The organism is Virgibacillus sediminis (genome assembly GCF_042643265.1).
Taxonomy (GTDB): Bacteria; Bacillota; Bacilli; order Bacillales; family Amphibacillaceae; genus Virgibacillus_O; species Virgibacillus_O sediminis.
Genome location: NZ_JBHRRZ010000013.1, coordinates 64,746 through 80,704, shown reverse-complemented (window position 1 = coordinate 80,704; position 15,959 = coordinate 64,746). Strand labels below are relative to the sequence as shown.

Sequence of the window (15,959 nt, the reverse complement as noted above, 5' to 3'; positions counted from 1 at the left end):
CTTTCGTATTATAGCTCTGATTTGGCATTGGTTAGTAATTCAGTATTACCAAATTAACCTACGTTGTTACGAATAGGAGCTAGTTTCGTTCATGATAACTTCGCTTTCCACGGGCGGCTGCTGAGCCTCCGAGTGCTATCGCACTTCGGGGTCTCACCTAGGCCTTTCCTCCCGTAGGAGTCTCCGTATATTTCCTCCGCTAATTCGGTTCATTGTTCATCTTTTGAGTAAAGCAATTTAATTTTGTCCCAACCTCTTTTATGTTCGGTGTTTTCTAAAGAGCCATTTTATAAAAGTGGTGTTTCTATTTGTTTACTAGTTACATGATTAAATATTGCTATGCTGCTTGATAAGGCGTGAGTGTCCTTTTTACACCGCTGCGGAAATTCCACTTCGCTTTTCGCGGGCGGCCCGTGAGCTTCCTCGAACTGTCGTTCTGCGGGATCTCACTCTGGCCACTGTTCCCGCAGAAGTCTCCGTGGATTTCCTCCGCTGGTTAGTTGGTTACAACTCAGTAAAATACTAGCGGCTGTAGAGATGGGAAACAATGATTTTTAGAGAGACACCCCCTAGAAGATGCTAAATTCAGCCAGCGGGGCAGAATGCATAGACTCCTGTAGAACAACCCGTGTTACCCCGGAGGAAGGGTTATTTGCTTCTGAGGAGACTGAGGCCGGGCCTACGGAAGCGATGTGAACAGGCAGTCATCACTATCAGCCGATCCGGTGGGAATATCACGAGAAATATTTGTGTCGTATGTAGACATGGCAAGAGGTAAAGAGCAACAAAAATTACGAGAAGAACCTTTGTGGTTATACTTCACCTGTGTCCTTTTTCCGAACTACAGCTTGTATCACATGCCCTGTACCATGGTGGCGTTTTCCTTCATTTCTCTCCGCCTCTCCATAATAGAAATGCAGGCATTGGTGATCTCCTATCCATTCCAGTATCTGCGAAGGATGATACAGCATGTCCAGAGATTTCGGTCCACCTGTCTGGTATTTTAGCTGATCTTCTGAATATACTTCCAAAAGAATATGACCGCCTGGTTTGACGGAATCGAGGATATTTTCGATAAAAAAAGCCTGGTCTTCTCTCGGTACATGGCCAAATACCATAACAGCTGCGTCATATTGCCGTGTTTCCACTTTTTCTTTCGTGAGATCCATTACAGCAGTCTGGAGACTGACGCCATGCTCCTTGGCCAGCTCCTTCGCCTTCGCGAGGCCGACTGGTGACTGGTCATAGGCGGTGACTTCATGGCCCAACCCGGCTAGGTAAACTGCATTTCTTCCCTCTCCTTCAGCAAAACAGCCAATTTTCGAGTGATCGGGAAGTACTCCACTCATTTTCTCAATAAATTCATTTGGACGTGTTCCATATACAAACTCTTCATCCGAAAAACTGTTATCCCATTGTTCTTTTGACATTTTAACACCTACTCCTTCTTTTTTTACTCACGAGCTCGCGAATCATCTTATCATCTTCCACTACCAACACGCTTCGGTTCATCTTGATCACCTCTGTACCTGAGTATACAAAATGAGGGATAACTACTCCATTTTTTCAAACTCCTGGACCATCATGTCATAGTTCATCGCCCCAAACGCTTTGTGTTGAATAACCCCATTGGAGTCGATCATATATGTGGTCGGTACTGGCTGGATAGCATAAGTATCTGCCACCACCGTCTTTTCATCCATCAACACAGGGAAAGATAGCCCATATTCTTCAACAAATTCTTCTACGCCTTGCCCGCTCGATTCGGTCTCCGTCAAGTTCACCGCTAATACAGAAACATCTTTATTTTGGTAGAACTCCTCCATGTCCGGCATCTCCGCACGGCATGGCGGAGACCATGTAGCCCAAAAATTAAGCATCACCCTTTGGCCACGGAAATCTGACAATTTCATCTCCTTCCCATTCAGCCCTTTCAGGGTAAAATCAGGTGCCTTATTTCCTATGTCCAGTCCAGTCTGCGCTTCGGTCCCTTTTCCCGCATCCTCTGTCTCCGTTTGATCTGTTGCATGGAATTCACTTTCATCCGGAGAAACCTCTGGCGAGACAAAGTCATATACTGCCCAACCGAACATTGCCGCCAATATAAGAAATATCACGATTTTTTTCATGGTGGACCATCTCCCTATCATCAGTCTCCGAAACTCCGATGCCTCCATTATATATGGGGAATAGGAAAGTTTCGTTAAAATAAGCAAAACCCTTATTTCAGTATCTCCTTATTCAAAAACCGGAGACGCTCTACAGGAACGACTCCGGTTTTCTTATATCTGTTTATGGTTACCTTACTGCACAGCGGTTCGGCCCGATTTCCATCTCACGCTGTTCCTCTTCTTCTGGTGTAATGATACCCATATTTGTTTTGCGGATCTCCTCGTAGGCATTAGGCTGTGGCGGCAGATTTTCCGTAACCACTCGCCGGAACTCTCCTTCATCCTTAATATTCAACCCATGATTCTCCTCGAACAGTTTTCCAAGTTTTTGTCCAACCGAACCGTCTTCATTCAACTCATCAATAATCATGAAGTGGGCAGGAAGAACGACCAATTCCTCTGAAAGAGACCGATAACGATTGTACAATGTTTCTCTCAGATCACCAACCCAATCTTCCGCCATCCCGGCTAAATCCGGACGGCCAATCGAGTCAATGAACAGAATATCTCCAGACAGCAGATAGCTGTTATCTACCACAAAGGAAGTAGAGCCGATTGTATGCCCAGGGGAGTATAATGCATTAATTTCGATCGTCGTTTCTCCAATCGTCACGCTTTCCCCGTCTTCTAGCGGCTGATAGTCGAATGTCACTTCACCTGCATCTTTTGGAGGCAGCCAGTATTGTCCACCTGTCTGTTCAGCAATCTTTCTGCCGCCGGAAATATGGTCGGCATGAAGATGTGTGTCAAATACATGCTTGATCTCCACACCCTTTTCTTTTGCAAATTCTGTAAAAATATTTGTCATCCGCGTTGCATCAATGACAGCCGCTTCCCCATGACAGATTACCATATAAGAGAGACAGCCTTTGCCAAGACGGACAAATTGATACAACTCTCCTCCATTATTTAAATCGCCGACTTTAACAGGCTCCATATGCTCACTCCATGCTTTCATACCGCCTTGCAGATAGGAAACATCAAGACCTTGTTCGGAAAGCATCTCCGCTACCATGACAGATGATCCTTCTTTTGCACATACTACAAGAATTTCTTGATCAGTTGGAAGTTTATCCAGAATATTCTCCACCCCATCAATCAAATCAAAATACGGGATGTTCAGGTATTCAAATCTTTCACCTTCCATCTTCCAATCTTCAAAGTCATCTGTATTTCTTACATCCAGAACAAAGAGTTCCTCTCTATTGATCACTTTTTTTGCTGCTTCACCAGCAGTCATTGCCTTCATTGACATCATACATTCCCTCCATACGTTTTTTCTTTTACTTTACTTTTTTAGCAAGCCTACAATAGCATCCGGATCAAAACCTACAACCCATTGGCCATTCACCCTGGATTGCGGGACGCCCATCTGTCCGGTCTCAGCAACAAGCTGTTGCATAATCTCCGGGTTCTGTTCTACATTCACTTCTTCAAAGTCCACGTTCTGTGCCGTCAGAAAGCTCTTCAGCATGACACAGTATGGACACTGTGTTGTTGTGAATACCGTAATGGAATTCATTTTCACACCTCCATCAAATATACCGAAGGGGGTATATTTGATTCAAAAAAATATAGACGGATCCTTGTAGCTTAATAGTTTGTTAACTCCATGCTCCTATGCCGCCACGTACATTGCTGATTTTATTAAAGCCCTGCTTTTTTAAAATCCTAGCAGCCTTCATACTTCTCATACCGCTCTGACAGATCACTACGACTTCCTTGTTTTTATCCAACTCCGCTATACGATTTGACAGCTCGTGCAAAGGGATATTCTTAAATGGCTTACGGTGATTTGCCTTATATTCCCCAGCGGTACGTACATCAACAAATTGTGTGCCCTTATCCTTGAACTTTCCTTTTGCTTCCTCTGTAGTAATGTTGGTTACACCTTTTGCAGGCATCATCCTGCTTATCAGAAAATATGCTGCAACAATGATCAGCAGCCACGTAATTATATCCATTGATTGTTCCTCCTTTTGCTCCCTCATGTTCTAACCACATTATACACCCTGGGGTATTTTTGTCAAACAACCAAGCTTTCCAGATTAAGTATAAAAGAGAGAACACCGGCCGGCAGCCGGTGCAGGGGACTTGCTCTTACTTAGCCTTGTCCATTGCTGAAACCAGGCGCTTTTCGATATCCTCGGCAAACTCATCTAATGAATGATCACCTGTCAACTCAATCAATTTCTTCGGTCTCGGCATGCCAATATGGGTAGTCCCCTCATGCTCATAAACAACTATTTTGCATGGGAGAAAGTATCCGGCCATATGGTTGTTGGTTAATACCTCTTTTGCAGAACCTGGGTTACATACCTCAAGGACATGAAACTCCTGATCATATTCAAATCCCTTTTTTCCAAGTGTTTCTCTGATATCAAAATTCCAAAGTACCCCGAACTGATCCTCTTTCAAAACTTCTTCTAATGATTGGATCGCTTTATTTACAGACTTTTTAGTTGTAACCGTGTAATCGAACATTCCATCATCTCCTTTCCCATTATTCTTTCCCTGGATGAGGAGGAAATAACAGAGAAGAGTCGATTAAAATACATCCGTCCATATTTTTATCGCTGTTCCAAGTATGAGAACGGCCAACAGAATTTGAAGGATTTTAGTATTGATCTTCTGACCTGCCTTCGCTCCCAAAGGAGAGGCAATCAAGCTTGCAATAATCATGATCACAGCAGGAATGAACAGCACTTGTCCAGTCAGGAGTTTCCCGGCTGTAGAACCAATGGAGGAAATAAATGTAATCGCCAATGAAGTGGCGATTGTCATCCTGGTCGGGATCTTAAGGATTACGAGCATAATCGGCACGAGGACAAATGCTCCTGCGGCACCGACAATCCCTGCACCAATCCCTACTAACAAAGCGGATACAGATGCCACTCCTTTATTGAAAGTGACCTGATCCAAAGGAATATCATCAATTCCTTTCTTCGGAATGAACATCATAATGGCTGCTATTGTCGCTAGAATTCCATAAACAATATTAATGGCACCTTCACCCATGAACTGAGAACCATATCCTCCGATGAAGCTCCCGATCAGGATGGAAATTCCCATATAAAGAATCAGTGATTTATTTAAATAGCCGCCTTTCCGGTACGCCCAAACTCCTCCAATCGTGGCGAACAATACTTGAACAGCACTGATCCCGGATACTTCGTGGGCAGTAAATGTTGAAACACCAACCATTGCCGGAATATACAGCAGCATTGGATATTTAATAATGGATCCGCCGATACCTACCATCCCTGAGATGAAGGAACCGACAAAGCCGATAAGAAAAAGTGTGATGATAAATAGTAAACTGTATTCCATTGGTTATATTCCCCCTAAATAAAGAGGGGACCCGCTTAGACGGGTCTCCTTTTTAGCCTTTTTTGATCCAGAATTTTAGAACGCCATCTTCTTCGGTATCCTCAAGCAATTCATGCCCAACGGATTTTGCCCATGCAGTCAGGTCGCTTTTTGCTCCCTTATCTGTCGCATGAACTTCCAAAACTTCCCCTGTATTGATTTCCTCGATTGCTTTCTTTGTTCTCACGATTGGCATAGGGCATGCCAGACCTTTTGCGTCCAATACTTTAGTTGCTTCCATCTTTATTCTCCTCCTTTATTTATGAAACCGCACAGCGGTTTGGCCCTGTTTCCATTTCTTTTTGTTCATCATGGTCAGGATTCACTTTACCCATGTTTGTTTTTCTGATCTTTTCATGTTCATTCGGCTGTGGCGGCAGGTTTTCCGTTACCATCTGGCGGAATTTCTCTTCACTATCCACCTGCAGGCCGGAATTCTCTTGATAGAGATCGCCCAAGCGTGCAGCCACTTCGCCCTTTTCTCCCTGCTCTTCGATGGAAGAATAATGGGCCGGAAGAACGATCAGATCATCTGAAAGTTCCTTATAGCGCTTGTACAAGGTTTCATGCAGATCACCGACCCAATCTTCTGCCTTTCCAGCCAAATCCGGGCGGCCAATAGACTGCACAAACAGAATATCACCAGTGAGCAGATATTTGTCTTCAATAATTAGAGAGGTGCTGCCAATGGTGTGGCCCGGTGAATAAATAGGCTGTACTTGGATAGCAGTATTACCTACCACCAGGTCATTCCCTTCCTCCAACGGCTGATATTCAAAAGTCACCTCTGAGGCATCTTTAGGTGGAAGGTAATAGCTTTCCCCTGTCTTTCCTGCAAGCTCTCTTCCCCCTGAAATGTGGTCTGCATGCAAGTGAGTATCCAGAACATGCTTGATCTTTACTTCCCGCTTTTCGGCAAATTGCTCATAAGCCTCTGTCATACGGGCAGTATCGACCACCGACGCTTCACCATTGGATTCAATGAAATAAGAAAGGCAGCCTTTTCCGAGACGGACGAACTGATAGATCGCTCCGCCATCGTTCAAATCACCTACTTTGACCGGTTCCAAGTGCTCACTCCATGCCTGCATACCGCCCTCCAGGCTGTATACTTTGGTGAACCCAGCTTCTTCCAATTGTTCAGCTACCATTTCGGAAGAGTTGCCCTTGGCACAAACTGTAATAACCTCCTGATCTTTCTCCAGTCTGCCCTCAACAGGTTCAATCCCGTCCATGAGATTGAAATAAGGTTCATTCAAGACTTCGACATTCTCTCCCTCAATTCTCCAGTCGTCGAAATCATCGGTGTTTCTGACGTCCAAAATCAATGTGTCTTCCCGGTTGATTACTCGCTGAGCCAGTTCCTTAGGTGAGATTGCTTTTGTCATAAATAACGCCTCCTTAGAATGTCAGGGTGATGTTCGCATCCTTTGCATACTCAATAAATGTTGCCGCTCCGCCTACTTCGATTCCCTCAATAAATGCATCTTTTTCCAGGTTCATGACATCCATCGTCATTTGGCAGCCTATCATACGCACTCCCATTTCCTGAGCCATATTGACAAGCTCTTCGATGGATGGAACGTTCGCTTTTTGGAAACCTTCCTGGAAATGCTCCTTCCCTTCAGGCAACGGCAGTTCCTTGTGTGCTTCCTTGTGGATCATGTTCAATCCTTCAAAGGTAAAGAAGATACCCACCTCCGCATCGGGTGCAGCCGAAGCTGTCGCGATGTTGAATACTTTGTAAGCATCAAAGAGACTGCCGTTTGATGCAATGATTGCTACTTTTGTGTTAACCATAGTGAAAAACCTCCAATAGTTTTATTAGTTTTTATCCTGTGGTCCATCCCATTTAGCCATACCAGGAACCACGTTTATTACTCGCCCGAATCCTTTTTCAGCCAGTTTCTGTGCAGCAAGGTCACTTCTGCTGCCAGTACGGCAGATGACATGGATATCTTTGTCTTTATCCAGTTCTTCCATGCGGCCTTCCAATTCCCCTAGGGGTATATTGACCGCACTCGGGATATGACCGAAGGCATATTCTGCAGGCTCGCGAACATCCAGTACCATAATGTCTTCATTCCCGTCCAGCTTGCTGCGCAGCTCTTCAAGATCTGCTACGGTATCATGTCGTGTTTCTTCAGAAGTCTCTGATTCACTCGCACGCCGAATATAATGCTTGAGGACTTCCCCATCTTCTACGGTTCCCAGGTATTGATGCCCAGTGCTTTCCGACCATGCTTTCAGGTCGGCAGTTGAACCTTTATCCGTTGCCTGTACTTCCATCACCTTGCCGGGATCCAGATTGGTAATGGCTTTCTTTGTTCTTACAATTGGCATAGGGCAAGCCAAGCCTTTTGCATCAAGAATTTCATCTGCAATAATACTCATCATCAATTTCCTCCTTATTTCTCCACTTCGTTTTTCCAGTCCAGCATACCGCCGGCCATGTTTGTCACATCGTACCCTTTTTCAGATAGGAACTGGGTTGCATTTCCACTTCGGCCGCCAGAACGGCAAACCATATAATAATGCTTATCTTTATCCAACTCATCCAAACGGTTCGGGACTTCTCCCAATGGGATATGCTTAGCACCGGGGATTTTGCCTTGTGCTACCTCTTCATCTTCTCTAACATCAACAACATTCACTTTTTCTCCACTTTTTATTTTCTCTGCCAGTTGTTCTGCTGTGATTTCCTTCATCCTGGAAACCTCTCCTTTCTAACCCTTACTATTTATATCAATTTTATCAAAGTTACCCATAGGGGTATTTAATGACGCAAAAAAATTTAGATGAACAAGCTGATGTTTCCTTCTTCCGCTTCACCGATATAGGCAGCTACTCCACCGTACTCGATATCATCCAGCAGCTCTTCCTTCTGTAACCCCAGAAGATCCATGGTCATGGTACATGCGAGCAATTTTATATCTTGCTCCTGAGCCATCTCAATTAGCTGCGGCAAAGGCATAGAGTTATGCTTCTTCATAACATCCTTGATCATTTTTGGCCCCATCCCAAGGTAATTCATCTTGGAGAGTCCCATTTTATCTGCGCCCCTAGGCATCATTTTCCCAAACATCTTCTCCATGAAACCTTTCTTGACCGGCACTTGATTCTCTTTCCTCAGTGCATTCAGGCCCCAGAAGGTATGGAAAATCGTTACTTCATGGTCGTAAGCAGCAGCCCCATTAGCAATGATATATGCTGCCATTGCCTTATCGTACTCCCCGCTGAATAGAATAATTGTTGTTTTTTTCTTCTCTGCCATTATATTTGCTCCCTTTTCTTATTTTATTTTTTATTTACAGATACCTGTATGGGTATATAATTATTTAAAAAATAACGGCTGAATTCCAGCCACTATCCATAATAATGCTCTTGTCAACCATTTTGTATAGAAGCGGTGCTACCTGCTTTTCACCAGGAGGCTGACCGCTTCATTGATCAGTTCTTCTGCACTCTGTCCATTCTCCTGTTCCTGACGGATACATTCTTCCAGGTTTTTGCTGACAATCAGGGCAGATGTGCGATCAATGGCACTTTTTACTGCGGAAAGCTGTGTTACAACATCCTTGCAGTCCTTTTCTTCTTCCATCATCCGCAGCAGCCCACGGATCTGCCCTTCAATTCGTTTCATCCGATTGGTTACTTTTTCATCATATTTCATAGGAATACCGCTCCTTTCTATTACTTTTTTCCAAATGGTAGCCATTTATACTGACACCTTTTCCCTTTAAAAACCGTGCGGCCAGATTCTTCTCTACATGATCTGCAGCAATAAGGATGATCCGTTTGTTCGGAAGTTCCTTATAATACCTGTGGAGGTACGGTAGCGGCATATTTTGCACATGTTCGAGCCGATTATCGGAAGAAGTTTGAAAATCCCTCACGTCCAATAGCATCTTCTCTTCCTCAACAGCCAAAAGATCAAAGGGACTAACCTTCTTCACTCCAGTGACCGGTATATTCCTTCTATATAACTGGATGGCAATCCAGGCAATGATAATTCCAATTACAATGCTCATTCGCAACCCCTCTCAAGGAAGTCTGATATCATCATATACCCCGCAAGGTATATTGTCAACCCCTTTTATTTTGAGCTGATAAAAAAGCCTTCCACCCATTCATCATAAGGGGTGGAAGGCTTGGTTTCAACTATTTTTACTTTTAATAACTACTTAGTGTCTAGGCTTTTTAACTTCTTCCAATGTGCCGCCGCTTAACTCATCATTGTCCCTCAAGGAAATGTCGCCAAGGGAAACGACGCCTTTCACTTCATTATCCTCTGCTACAAGCAGACGGGAGATCTGGTGATCCTGCATGACTTTAGCTGCTTCACTGATATCCATATCCGGAAGGCCAGTCACCACATTTTCGTTCATGACCTCACCTGCTGTGACTTGCTCGACATCCTTATTTTTGGCCAGTCCTTTGGTAACGATATCGCGGTCTGTCAGTATTCCTTCAACATTACCGTTTCCCATAACCGGAATCATCCCTACGTCTTTCGTTTCCATTTCTTTCGCAAGGGTGAGCAGATTATCCGTCGGTTTTGCATCGACAACTCTCTCTGTCATTACCTCTTGAAGTACTGTCATTTGCACAACCTCCTTTAACTCCCTTTAGAAGTTTTAATCCTCATCCGCTTTTTAGCGGCTTCATAAAAACTATTTCCGATTACATCGGGAGTTAAACCTCCATCACTACTATGGAATCCTAAGAATCTTATTTCATACTACCCCTAGCTGTAATATAATAGAATAGTACAAAATATTATATTTAGAGGATTGAATGATCAATTGTATAAGCGAATAACTGCTGTCTATGAGATCGTGCTGGTGTCCCTTGCATTCATTTCCGTATTTTTTATAAATAGTGACAATGCGACAATCATTATATTGGACCGCTTTGTATGGCTGCTACTATTTCTCGATGTGATGGTACGCTTCATCAGAAGCGATCATAAGTGGGAGTTTGTTAAGAAGAACCCCTTCGATATCGTAGCCGCCATCCCACTAGACAGTATATTCCATGCTGCCAGGATAGTAAGGGCCTTTCGTCTCCTGCGGTTGGTTTCTGCAGGAAATAAACATCTCAAGTTACTAAGCCAAATTTTGAAAACCAATGGATTAGACAGGGTGTTAACTTTATCAGTCATTATGCTGATCCTATCTACCGTATTGGTTACACACTTTGAGCCTACGATTGATACGTATGCTGACGGTTTATGGTGGTCGATCGTAACTACTACGACCGTGGGATACGGAGATATTTCTCCGGACTCTATCCTCGGAAGGGTTGTCGCCATTTTCCTTATGTTGGTAGGTATTGGATTGATCGGTATGCTAACCGGCTCCATCACTACCTATTTCGTCAAGGATCAGAAGCAAACAGACCCTGCCATCGAATTCATTAAAACGGAGCTGGACAGATATGAAGAATTGACGGTACAGGAGAAGAACAGGCTCATCCTGCTGCTGCGCGATTTAAACGAACAATCCCAAGATGATCAAAAGGATATTCCCGGTTAAGCCGCAAATCCATCCACTCCGCTCCCTGTTTCAACTCACAGTTAAAAGGAAATAGATATGTAAACCAATAAATGATGAGGAGGAACAAGTGATGGCTCCTGCAACAAAACATGTTGGTACATTTGAACAGGAAGAGGAAGTACTGGAAAAACTGAAGGATTTAAAAGAACAAGGGTATGACGAATCGGAAATATTCATACTGACAAAGAAAAAGGATGATGTCTCCCTTGTTCGCGGCACAACTGATACAGTAGTCCAGACAAAAGAAGAAGAAAGCTGGAAAGACAAGTTCAAACATTTTCTTGTAGGCGACGACCCTATACGGGATACCATCCAGGAAATGGGATATGATGATCAACAGGCCGGTGTGTTCTATGATCAGGCACACAGAGGAGACCTCGTCATGTTCGTCGATCAAACCATCCGTGAATTACAATAAATGCATAAGCCCCTAAATTGAAAGTACACCTCAAATATCTTTTGAGGTGTACTTCATGATTTTAAGTGAAATTATTCCTCTTATGCGGCACAAGCATTCCAGCAGGAATAGAGGGTTTTGGTTTAAAAAACTGACATCCTTATTTAATAGCGCATATTTATCGCATTTCCCGCCTTTCTTATATCATTTCGCAATAACTTTTCGAGGTCATACGACGGATAGTACCCTTTCTCATACATATAGTTAAAAACCATAGCGTGTGTCTGAATCGCTTGTTGCAACTGTTTATTCAATATTTCTCTCAGAACAGGTGTGGCTGTCTCCGTAATAGCTATCGCATAATATCGAACTGATGTTTTTGCGAACCCCAATAAATCCCCCGAAAAGAAGCCCGTATCCATGTTCCGAAAATCCTCTTGCTCGTCATCCCTGGGTGCAAATGAATAGAATTGAAGCAGTTCCTTCAGATTGTTCTCCAAACTTTTAATCGTATGGCCGTAAATGGATCGAAGCTCTGCATCTTTGACCTCTGGAAAAAACCTTTTTAATTTCATTAACCCGATAGATTGGAAAGCAACCAGTTCATGTAATTCAAGGGTCTCATGCCATGCAAGGTGGTTCGGATATCTTGAAGTATTGGTCTCCATTGTATTCCCCCTTTATCTAGACATTTATACTGTATTCGGTTTACTAGTAAATGTAGACAATAAAAATCCACTTTGGGCTCATTCGCTCCGACCGATAATCTGTCCCATTTTTATAGAGGAAACCAAATCACCCGCCTGAAGAGGAAGGGAAGCTTTTGGTGAAAATGTGGAAGTATCAAGATTTAACCACCATCAGCCAAAATTTAAACTGTCCTATGAATATGTACATGATATTAATTGGCCAAGATGGAAATGTGGCTGTTTAGTGAAGCCAATCTCACTTATTTAAGGTATAATAGGTGCTTAATATAATTTATAGAGGTGTATGGTATGATTGTAATTATCGATAATTACGATTCCTTTACATATAATTTGTTTCAATATTACAAACAAATTGAAAACGATGTTCGTGTATATAAAAATGATGAGATTACCGTTCAACAAATTGAACGACTCCAACCTCATTTGATTGTGTTGTCGCCCGGACCAGGGACTCCTGAAAAGACAGGGATATCAAGAAATATTATAAAAGCGTTTCACCATCAAACACCAATCTTTGGAGTTTGTCTTGGTTTCCAACTGATTGTTGAATTTTTTGGCGGCTCAATTATAAAAGGGACCCGGCCAATGCATGGAAAAGTCACCAAAGTCCAACATGATCAGCTTGGAATTTTCACATCCATTTTATCCCCTACATATGTGACAAGATATCACTCGTTGGCCGCGGATACCAATGCAGTCCCCGCTCAGCTAAAAATCAGTTCACTTGATGACAGTGGAACAATTATGGGAATCCGCCATAAAAAGTATCCTGTAGAGGGAGTTCAATTCCATCCAGAATCGATTTTAACAGAGCATGGTTTTCAAATGACCCAAAACAGCTATGAACAAGCTTTGTTATGGCTACATCAGCGAGGTGAAATGAATGATGAATCCAGGGACACCCTTTCTGCTCTTTGATTTTGAAACGAAAAAAGGCAGCGAGTCACCATACGTATTCAAAAATCCTGTTCGGGTCTATCAAACCAATGATTTACAAGAAATAACAACGATTTTTTCTAAGGTGGAAGAAGCCGTGGATAGGGGGTATTATGTTGCAGGGTGTGTAAGTTATGAAGCTGCTCCTGCATTTGATCCAACCCTTTCCATACATTCTCAATCAGCTTTTCCCTTGGTTTGGTTTGCGGTATTTGACAGTCCGGCAAATATAGAAATTCAAGCACCAAATGAGCCTTACCACGTAACGGAATGGACATACGATTTGAGCTACAATCAGTATCAAGCAGCAATGGTTAAAATTAAAGACGCAATTGAAGCAGGAAATACTTATCAAATCAACTATACGTCACGATTACATGCACAATTTTTTGGCGATGATTTCTCTTTCTACCAACAACTAGCAAGAAATCAGCAAGCATCTTATAGCGCTTATTTAAATATGGGAAGATTTCGGGTTTTATCTGCTTCCCCTGAACTATTTTTTCGAGTTGCGGATAATCGAATTACGACAAAGCCAATGAAAGGAACTGCCAAACGTGGACGTTATCCAACAGAGGATCGTTTCTTAAAAGAACAGCTAAAGCGATCAGAAAAGGACCAGGCAGAAAACTTAATGATCGTCGATTTAATACGGAATGATTTAGGGAGAATCTCTGTACCCGGAAGTGTTCGCGTACCAAATTTATTTGCTGTTGAATCCTATCCCACTGTTCACCAAATGACTTCTACAATAGAAGCGGAGCTGGAAGAGCACACGACTATTTTTGATTGGTTTCAAGCATTATTTCCGTGTGGATCGATCACTGGGGCACCAAAAATGAGCACCATGGATTATATTGCAAAATTAGAACAGTCACCTAGAGACGTATATTGTGGTGCAGTTGGATTTATTACCCCAAATAGAGAAGCTACTTTTAATGTCCCGATTCGCACCGTCCTCCTTGATACTGATCAAAATAAAGCCATTTATGGTGTTGGTGGCGGAATCACTTGGGATTCAACCGTAGAGGGGGAATACGAAGAAATGGTTACGAAAGCCCAATTACTCACTGAACGACGTCCCGAATTTCAATTACTAGAATCACTTGGACTCGTTGATGGCAATTATCCACTATTAAAGGAGCACCTAAACCGTTTAATTGATTCAGCGCGTTATTTTAACTTTAAAATTAATGAGCAAGATGTAAAGAATCATTTGGAACAATTAAAATCCACCCTCGCTGATGGAAAATATAAGGTGCGGTTATTGACAGATCGATCTGGAGAAATCTCCATTGAATCAAGCCCTTTAGCAAATACGCAAGAACCGGTAACTTGTTCACTTGCCAAGTCACCAATCGATAGCCGTGATCCATACCTTTATCATAAAACTACGAACCGGACAATCTATGAGAAACATCAACAACAAGCATTGAATCATATTTTTTCCGTTTTATTGTGGAACGAACAAAGGGAAATCACTGAATTTACTACAGGAAATGTAGTGGTTAAACAAGGCAGCAAATTTTACACCCCTCCTATCGTATGTGGTTTGTTAGGAGGAACGTTTCGAAAACAATTATTAGATCAGGGTATCATTGAAGAAAAAAGGATAAAAAAAGAAGACCTTGGTGTATATGATGAGATATGGTTTATCAATGGTGTTCGAGGCTGGCTCCGAGTCGACTTGACCCTTTCGTAACTGCAACAATAGAATATTTCCGCAATCAGCGCGTTTAAACAAACACTTTTATTCTGATGGGTTTCATTTACGAGTCAAATAATTCCTAAACAATTAAAAAAGATGAGGTTGGGACACAGAGTGTTTAATCAAAAGAAATTCCGAACTACTAGAAATTTTGTTTAGTGGAGTTAGCTGCTGCGGAAATATGCTTCGCTTTCCACGGGCGGCTGGTGAGCCACCTTGTTCTATCGCACTGCGGTGTCTCGCCTAGGCCTTTCCTCCCGTAGGAGTCTACGCATATTTCCTCCGCTAAATCCGTCATTGTTCGTCTTCCTTAATTAAACAATTTAATTTTGTCCCAACCTCATCCGGCTTTAAATCGACCAGAATAGATCAGTTGTCGGTACTTATGAAAACTCTATGAATTCCCAACTATAGGAAGGCACTCTATAACGATTTCAACGTACCCGCTATCATTTAGCTAAAACTCAAATCTGCTTCTTTTTCTTCACGAATTCTCTTATATGTTTCCGTCAGAACGGCCGTATCTTCAGCCAATCGATCCATCCGGTCTAGTACATCCTCATTTATTATTTCCTTTTGATAGAAATCCTTTGCTTCGATAAACACATAGGTCTGGACCACTAGGGCTTTCATATAACCGAGGATTGGTTTCAACTGCTGCTCCGCAATTAAGTAATGTTTTGGTGATCCAGCGGTGACAAGTATACTAGCCACTTTGCCTTGAAGGGCGTCCGCAGGAATTAAATCAAATATATTTTTCAATGTTGCTGGTATGGATGCCTGGAAAATAGGCGTTCCAATAATAATAGCATCGGCTTCCATTATGATCTGCGTTACATATTTTGTATCTCCCTCATATTCCCTGTAGTCACGACCATCACTGAATTGTATATCATAATCTGCTAGATCAATTAATGTTGTCTCGGCATCCGGATACTTGTCAGCAACTGCTGTCATCGTATACTCCATAGCCGTTCTTGTTTTTGATCCGATTCTTGAACCGGATAATCCAACAACCTTCATTCTCTCCCCCCTAAATCTTCTGCTGTGCTTCTTAAGCTGAAAACCACCATTACGTTCAAGATCATCATTTCACTAAATGTTCAAATG

Annotated in this window: 22 protein-coding genes; 4 read left to right on the top strand and 18 right to left on the bottom strand. The window is 42.6% G+C overall.

Features of this window, described 5'->3' with window-relative positions; all coding sequences use genetic code 11:
- Window positions 1-812 precede the first annotated feature (812 nt).
- From ACFODW_RS07385 to ACFODW_RS07310, 16 genes are all read right to left on the bottom strand, one after another.
- Window positions 813-1,430 (bottom strand): class I SAM-dependent methyltransferase, encoded by a 618-nt coding sequence (locus ACFODW_RS07385; RefSeq protein ID WP_390304818.1) that lies wholly within the window; start codon window positions 1,428-1,430, stop codon window positions 813-815.
- Between the two features lie 123 nt (window positions 1,431-1,553).
- Window positions 1,554-2,129 (bottom strand): redoxin domain-containing protein, encoded by a 576-nt coding sequence (locus ACFODW_RS07380; RefSeq protein WP_390304816.1) that lies wholly within the window; start codon window positions 2,127-2,129, stop codon window positions 1,554-1,556.
- A 169-nt stretch (window positions 2,130-2,298) separates the two neighbouring features.
- A complete protein-coding gene (locus ACFODW_RS07375; RefSeq protein WP_390304822.1) occupies window positions 2,299-3,426 on the bottom strand; it encodes an MBL fold metallo-hydrolase in 1,128 nt (375 codons plus the stop codon).
- 33 nt (window positions 3,427-3,459) lie between these two features.
- The gene (locus tag ACFODW_RS07370; RefSeq protein WP_390304813.1) at window positions 3,460-3,693 is read right to left on the bottom strand and encodes a glutaredoxin family protein; all 234 of its coding nucleotides are present in this window, start codon (window positions 3,691-3,693) and stop codon (window positions 3,460-3,462) included.
- Window positions 3,694-3,775: 82 nt separating this feature from the next.
- Window positions 3,776-4,135 (bottom strand): rhodanese-like domain-containing protein, encoded by a 360-nt coding sequence (locus ACFODW_RS07365; RefSeq protein WP_390304810.1) that lies wholly within the window; start codon window positions 4,133-4,135, stop codon window positions 3,776-3,778.
- A 136-nt stretch (window positions 4,136-4,271) separates the two neighbouring features.
- The gene (locus tag ACFODW_RS07360; RefSeq protein ID WP_390304808.1) at window positions 4,272-4,655 is read right to left on the bottom strand and encodes a DUF302 domain-containing protein; all 384 of its coding nucleotides are present in this window, start codon (window positions 4,653-4,655) and stop codon (window positions 4,272-4,274) included.
- 63 nt (window positions 4,656-4,718) lie between these two features.
- On the bottom strand, window positions 4,719-5,501 hold the full coding sequence (locus ACFODW_RS07355; RefSeq protein ID WP_390304806.1) for a sulfite exporter TauE/SafE family protein: 783 nt from the start codon (window positions 5,499-5,501) through the stop codon (window positions 4,719-4,721).
- Between the two features lie 52 nt (window positions 5,502-5,553).
- Window positions 5,554-5,781, bottom strand: coding sequence for a sulfurtransferase TusA family protein (locus ACFODW_RS07350; protein WP_390304804.1), 228 nt, complete (start codon window positions 5,779-5,781; stop codon window positions 5,554-5,556).
- Between the two features lie 19 nt (window positions 5,782-5,800).
- Window positions 5,801-6,928, bottom strand: coding sequence for an MBL fold metallo-hydrolase (locus ACFODW_RS07345; RefSeq protein WP_390304802.1), 1,128 nt, complete (start codon window positions 6,926-6,928; stop codon window positions 5,801-5,803).
- Between the two features lie 13 nt (window positions 6,929-6,941).
- Window positions 6,942-7,340 carry a DsrE/DsrF/DrsH-like family protein gene (locus ACFODW_RS07340; protein WP_390304800.1) on the bottom strand — a complete coding sequence of 133 codons (399 nt, stop codon included), beginning with the start codon at window positions 7,338-7,340 and terminating at the stop codon, window positions 6,942-6,944.
- Between the two features lie 24 nt (window positions 7,341-7,364).
- Window positions 7,365-7,934, bottom strand: a complete 570-nt coding sequence (locus tag ACFODW_RS07335; RefSeq protein ID WP_390304798.1) for a sulfurtransferase TusA family protein — start codon at window positions 7,932-7,934, stop codon at window positions 7,365-7,367.
- A gap of 14 nt (window positions 7,935-7,948) precedes the next feature.
- On the bottom strand, window positions 7,949-8,248 hold the full coding sequence (locus ACFODW_RS07330) for a rhodanese-like domain-containing protein (RefSeq protein WP_390304796.1): 300 nt from the start codon (window positions 8,246-8,248) through the stop codon (window positions 7,949-7,951).
- An 86-nt stretch (window positions 8,249-8,334) separates the two neighbouring features.
- Entirely contained in the window at window positions 8,335-8,814 is a 480-nt protein-coding gene (locus tag ACFODW_RS07325) for a DsrE/DsrF/DrsH-like family protein (RefSeq protein ID WP_390304793.1), read from the bottom strand.
- Between the two features lie 138 nt (window positions 8,815-8,952).
- Complete coding sequence (locus tag ACFODW_RS07320) at window positions 8,953-9,213, bottom strand: metal-sensitive transcriptional regulator (RefSeq protein WP_390268758.1); 261 nt, start codon at window positions 9,211-9,213, stop codon at window positions 8,953-8,955.
- Window positions 9,203-9,571 (bottom strand): rhodanese-like domain-containing protein, encoded by a 369-nt coding sequence (locus ACFODW_RS07315; protein WP_390304791.1) that lies wholly within the window; start codon window positions 9,569-9,571, stop codon window positions 9,203-9,205. The genes ACFODW_RS07320 and ACFODW_RS07315 overlap by 11 nt, the downstream gene beginning before the upstream one ends.
- Before the next feature lie 153 nt (window positions 9,572-9,724).
- Window positions 9,725-10,144 (bottom strand): CBS domain-containing protein, encoded by a 420-nt coding sequence (locus ACFODW_RS07310; RefSeq protein ID WP_390304789.1) that lies wholly within the window; start codon window positions 10,142-10,144, stop codon window positions 9,725-9,727.
- A gap of 201 nt (window positions 10,145-10,345) precedes the next feature.
- Between ACFODW_RS07310 and ACFODW_RS07305 the strand changes: the two genes are divergently transcribed.
- A complete protein-coding gene (locus ACFODW_RS07305) occupies window positions 10,346-11,077 on the top strand; it encodes a potassium channel family protein (protein WP_390304787.1) in 732 nt (243 codons plus the stop codon).
- Window positions 11,078-11,168: 91 nt separating this feature from the next.
- Window positions 11,169-11,516: a general stress protein gene (locus ACFODW_RS07300; RefSeq protein ID WP_390304785.1), complete on the top strand. Its 348-nt coding sequence runs from the start codon at window positions 11,169-11,171 to the stop codon at window positions 11,514-11,516.
- A 143-nt stretch (window positions 11,517-11,659) separates the two neighbouring features.
- On the opposite strand, the gene ACFODW_RS07295 is transcribed toward ACFODW_RS07300, so the two are convergent.
- On the bottom strand, window positions 11,660-12,163 hold the full coding sequence (locus ACFODW_RS07295) for a spore coat protein (protein WP_390304783.1): 504 nt from the start codon (window positions 12,161-12,163) through the stop codon (window positions 11,660-11,662).
- 330 nt (window positions 12,164-12,493) lie between these two features.
- Between ACFODW_RS07295 and ACFODW_RS07290 the strand changes: the two genes are divergently transcribed.
- Window positions 12,494-13,123, top strand: a complete 630-nt coding sequence (locus tag ACFODW_RS07290) for an anthranilate synthase component II (RefSeq protein WP_390304781.1) — start codon at window positions 12,494-12,496, stop codon at window positions 13,121-13,123.
- Entirely contained in the window at window positions 13,092-14,843 is a 1,752-nt protein-coding gene (pabB, locus tag ACFODW_RS07285) for an aminodeoxychorismate synthase component I (protein ID WP_390304779.1), read from the top strand. The genes ACFODW_RS07290 and pabB overlap by 32 nt, the downstream gene beginning before the upstream one ends.
- 459 nt (window positions 14,844-15,302) lie before the next feature.
- Here the strand turns inward: pabB and ACFODW_RS07280 are convergent, their stop codons facing one another.
- Window positions 15,303-15,872, bottom strand: coding sequence for an NADPH-dependent FMN reductase (locus tag ACFODW_RS07280; protein ID WP_390304776.1), 570 nt, complete (start codon window positions 15,870-15,872; stop codon window positions 15,303-15,305).
- Window positions 15,873-15,959 lie beyond the last annotated feature (87 nt).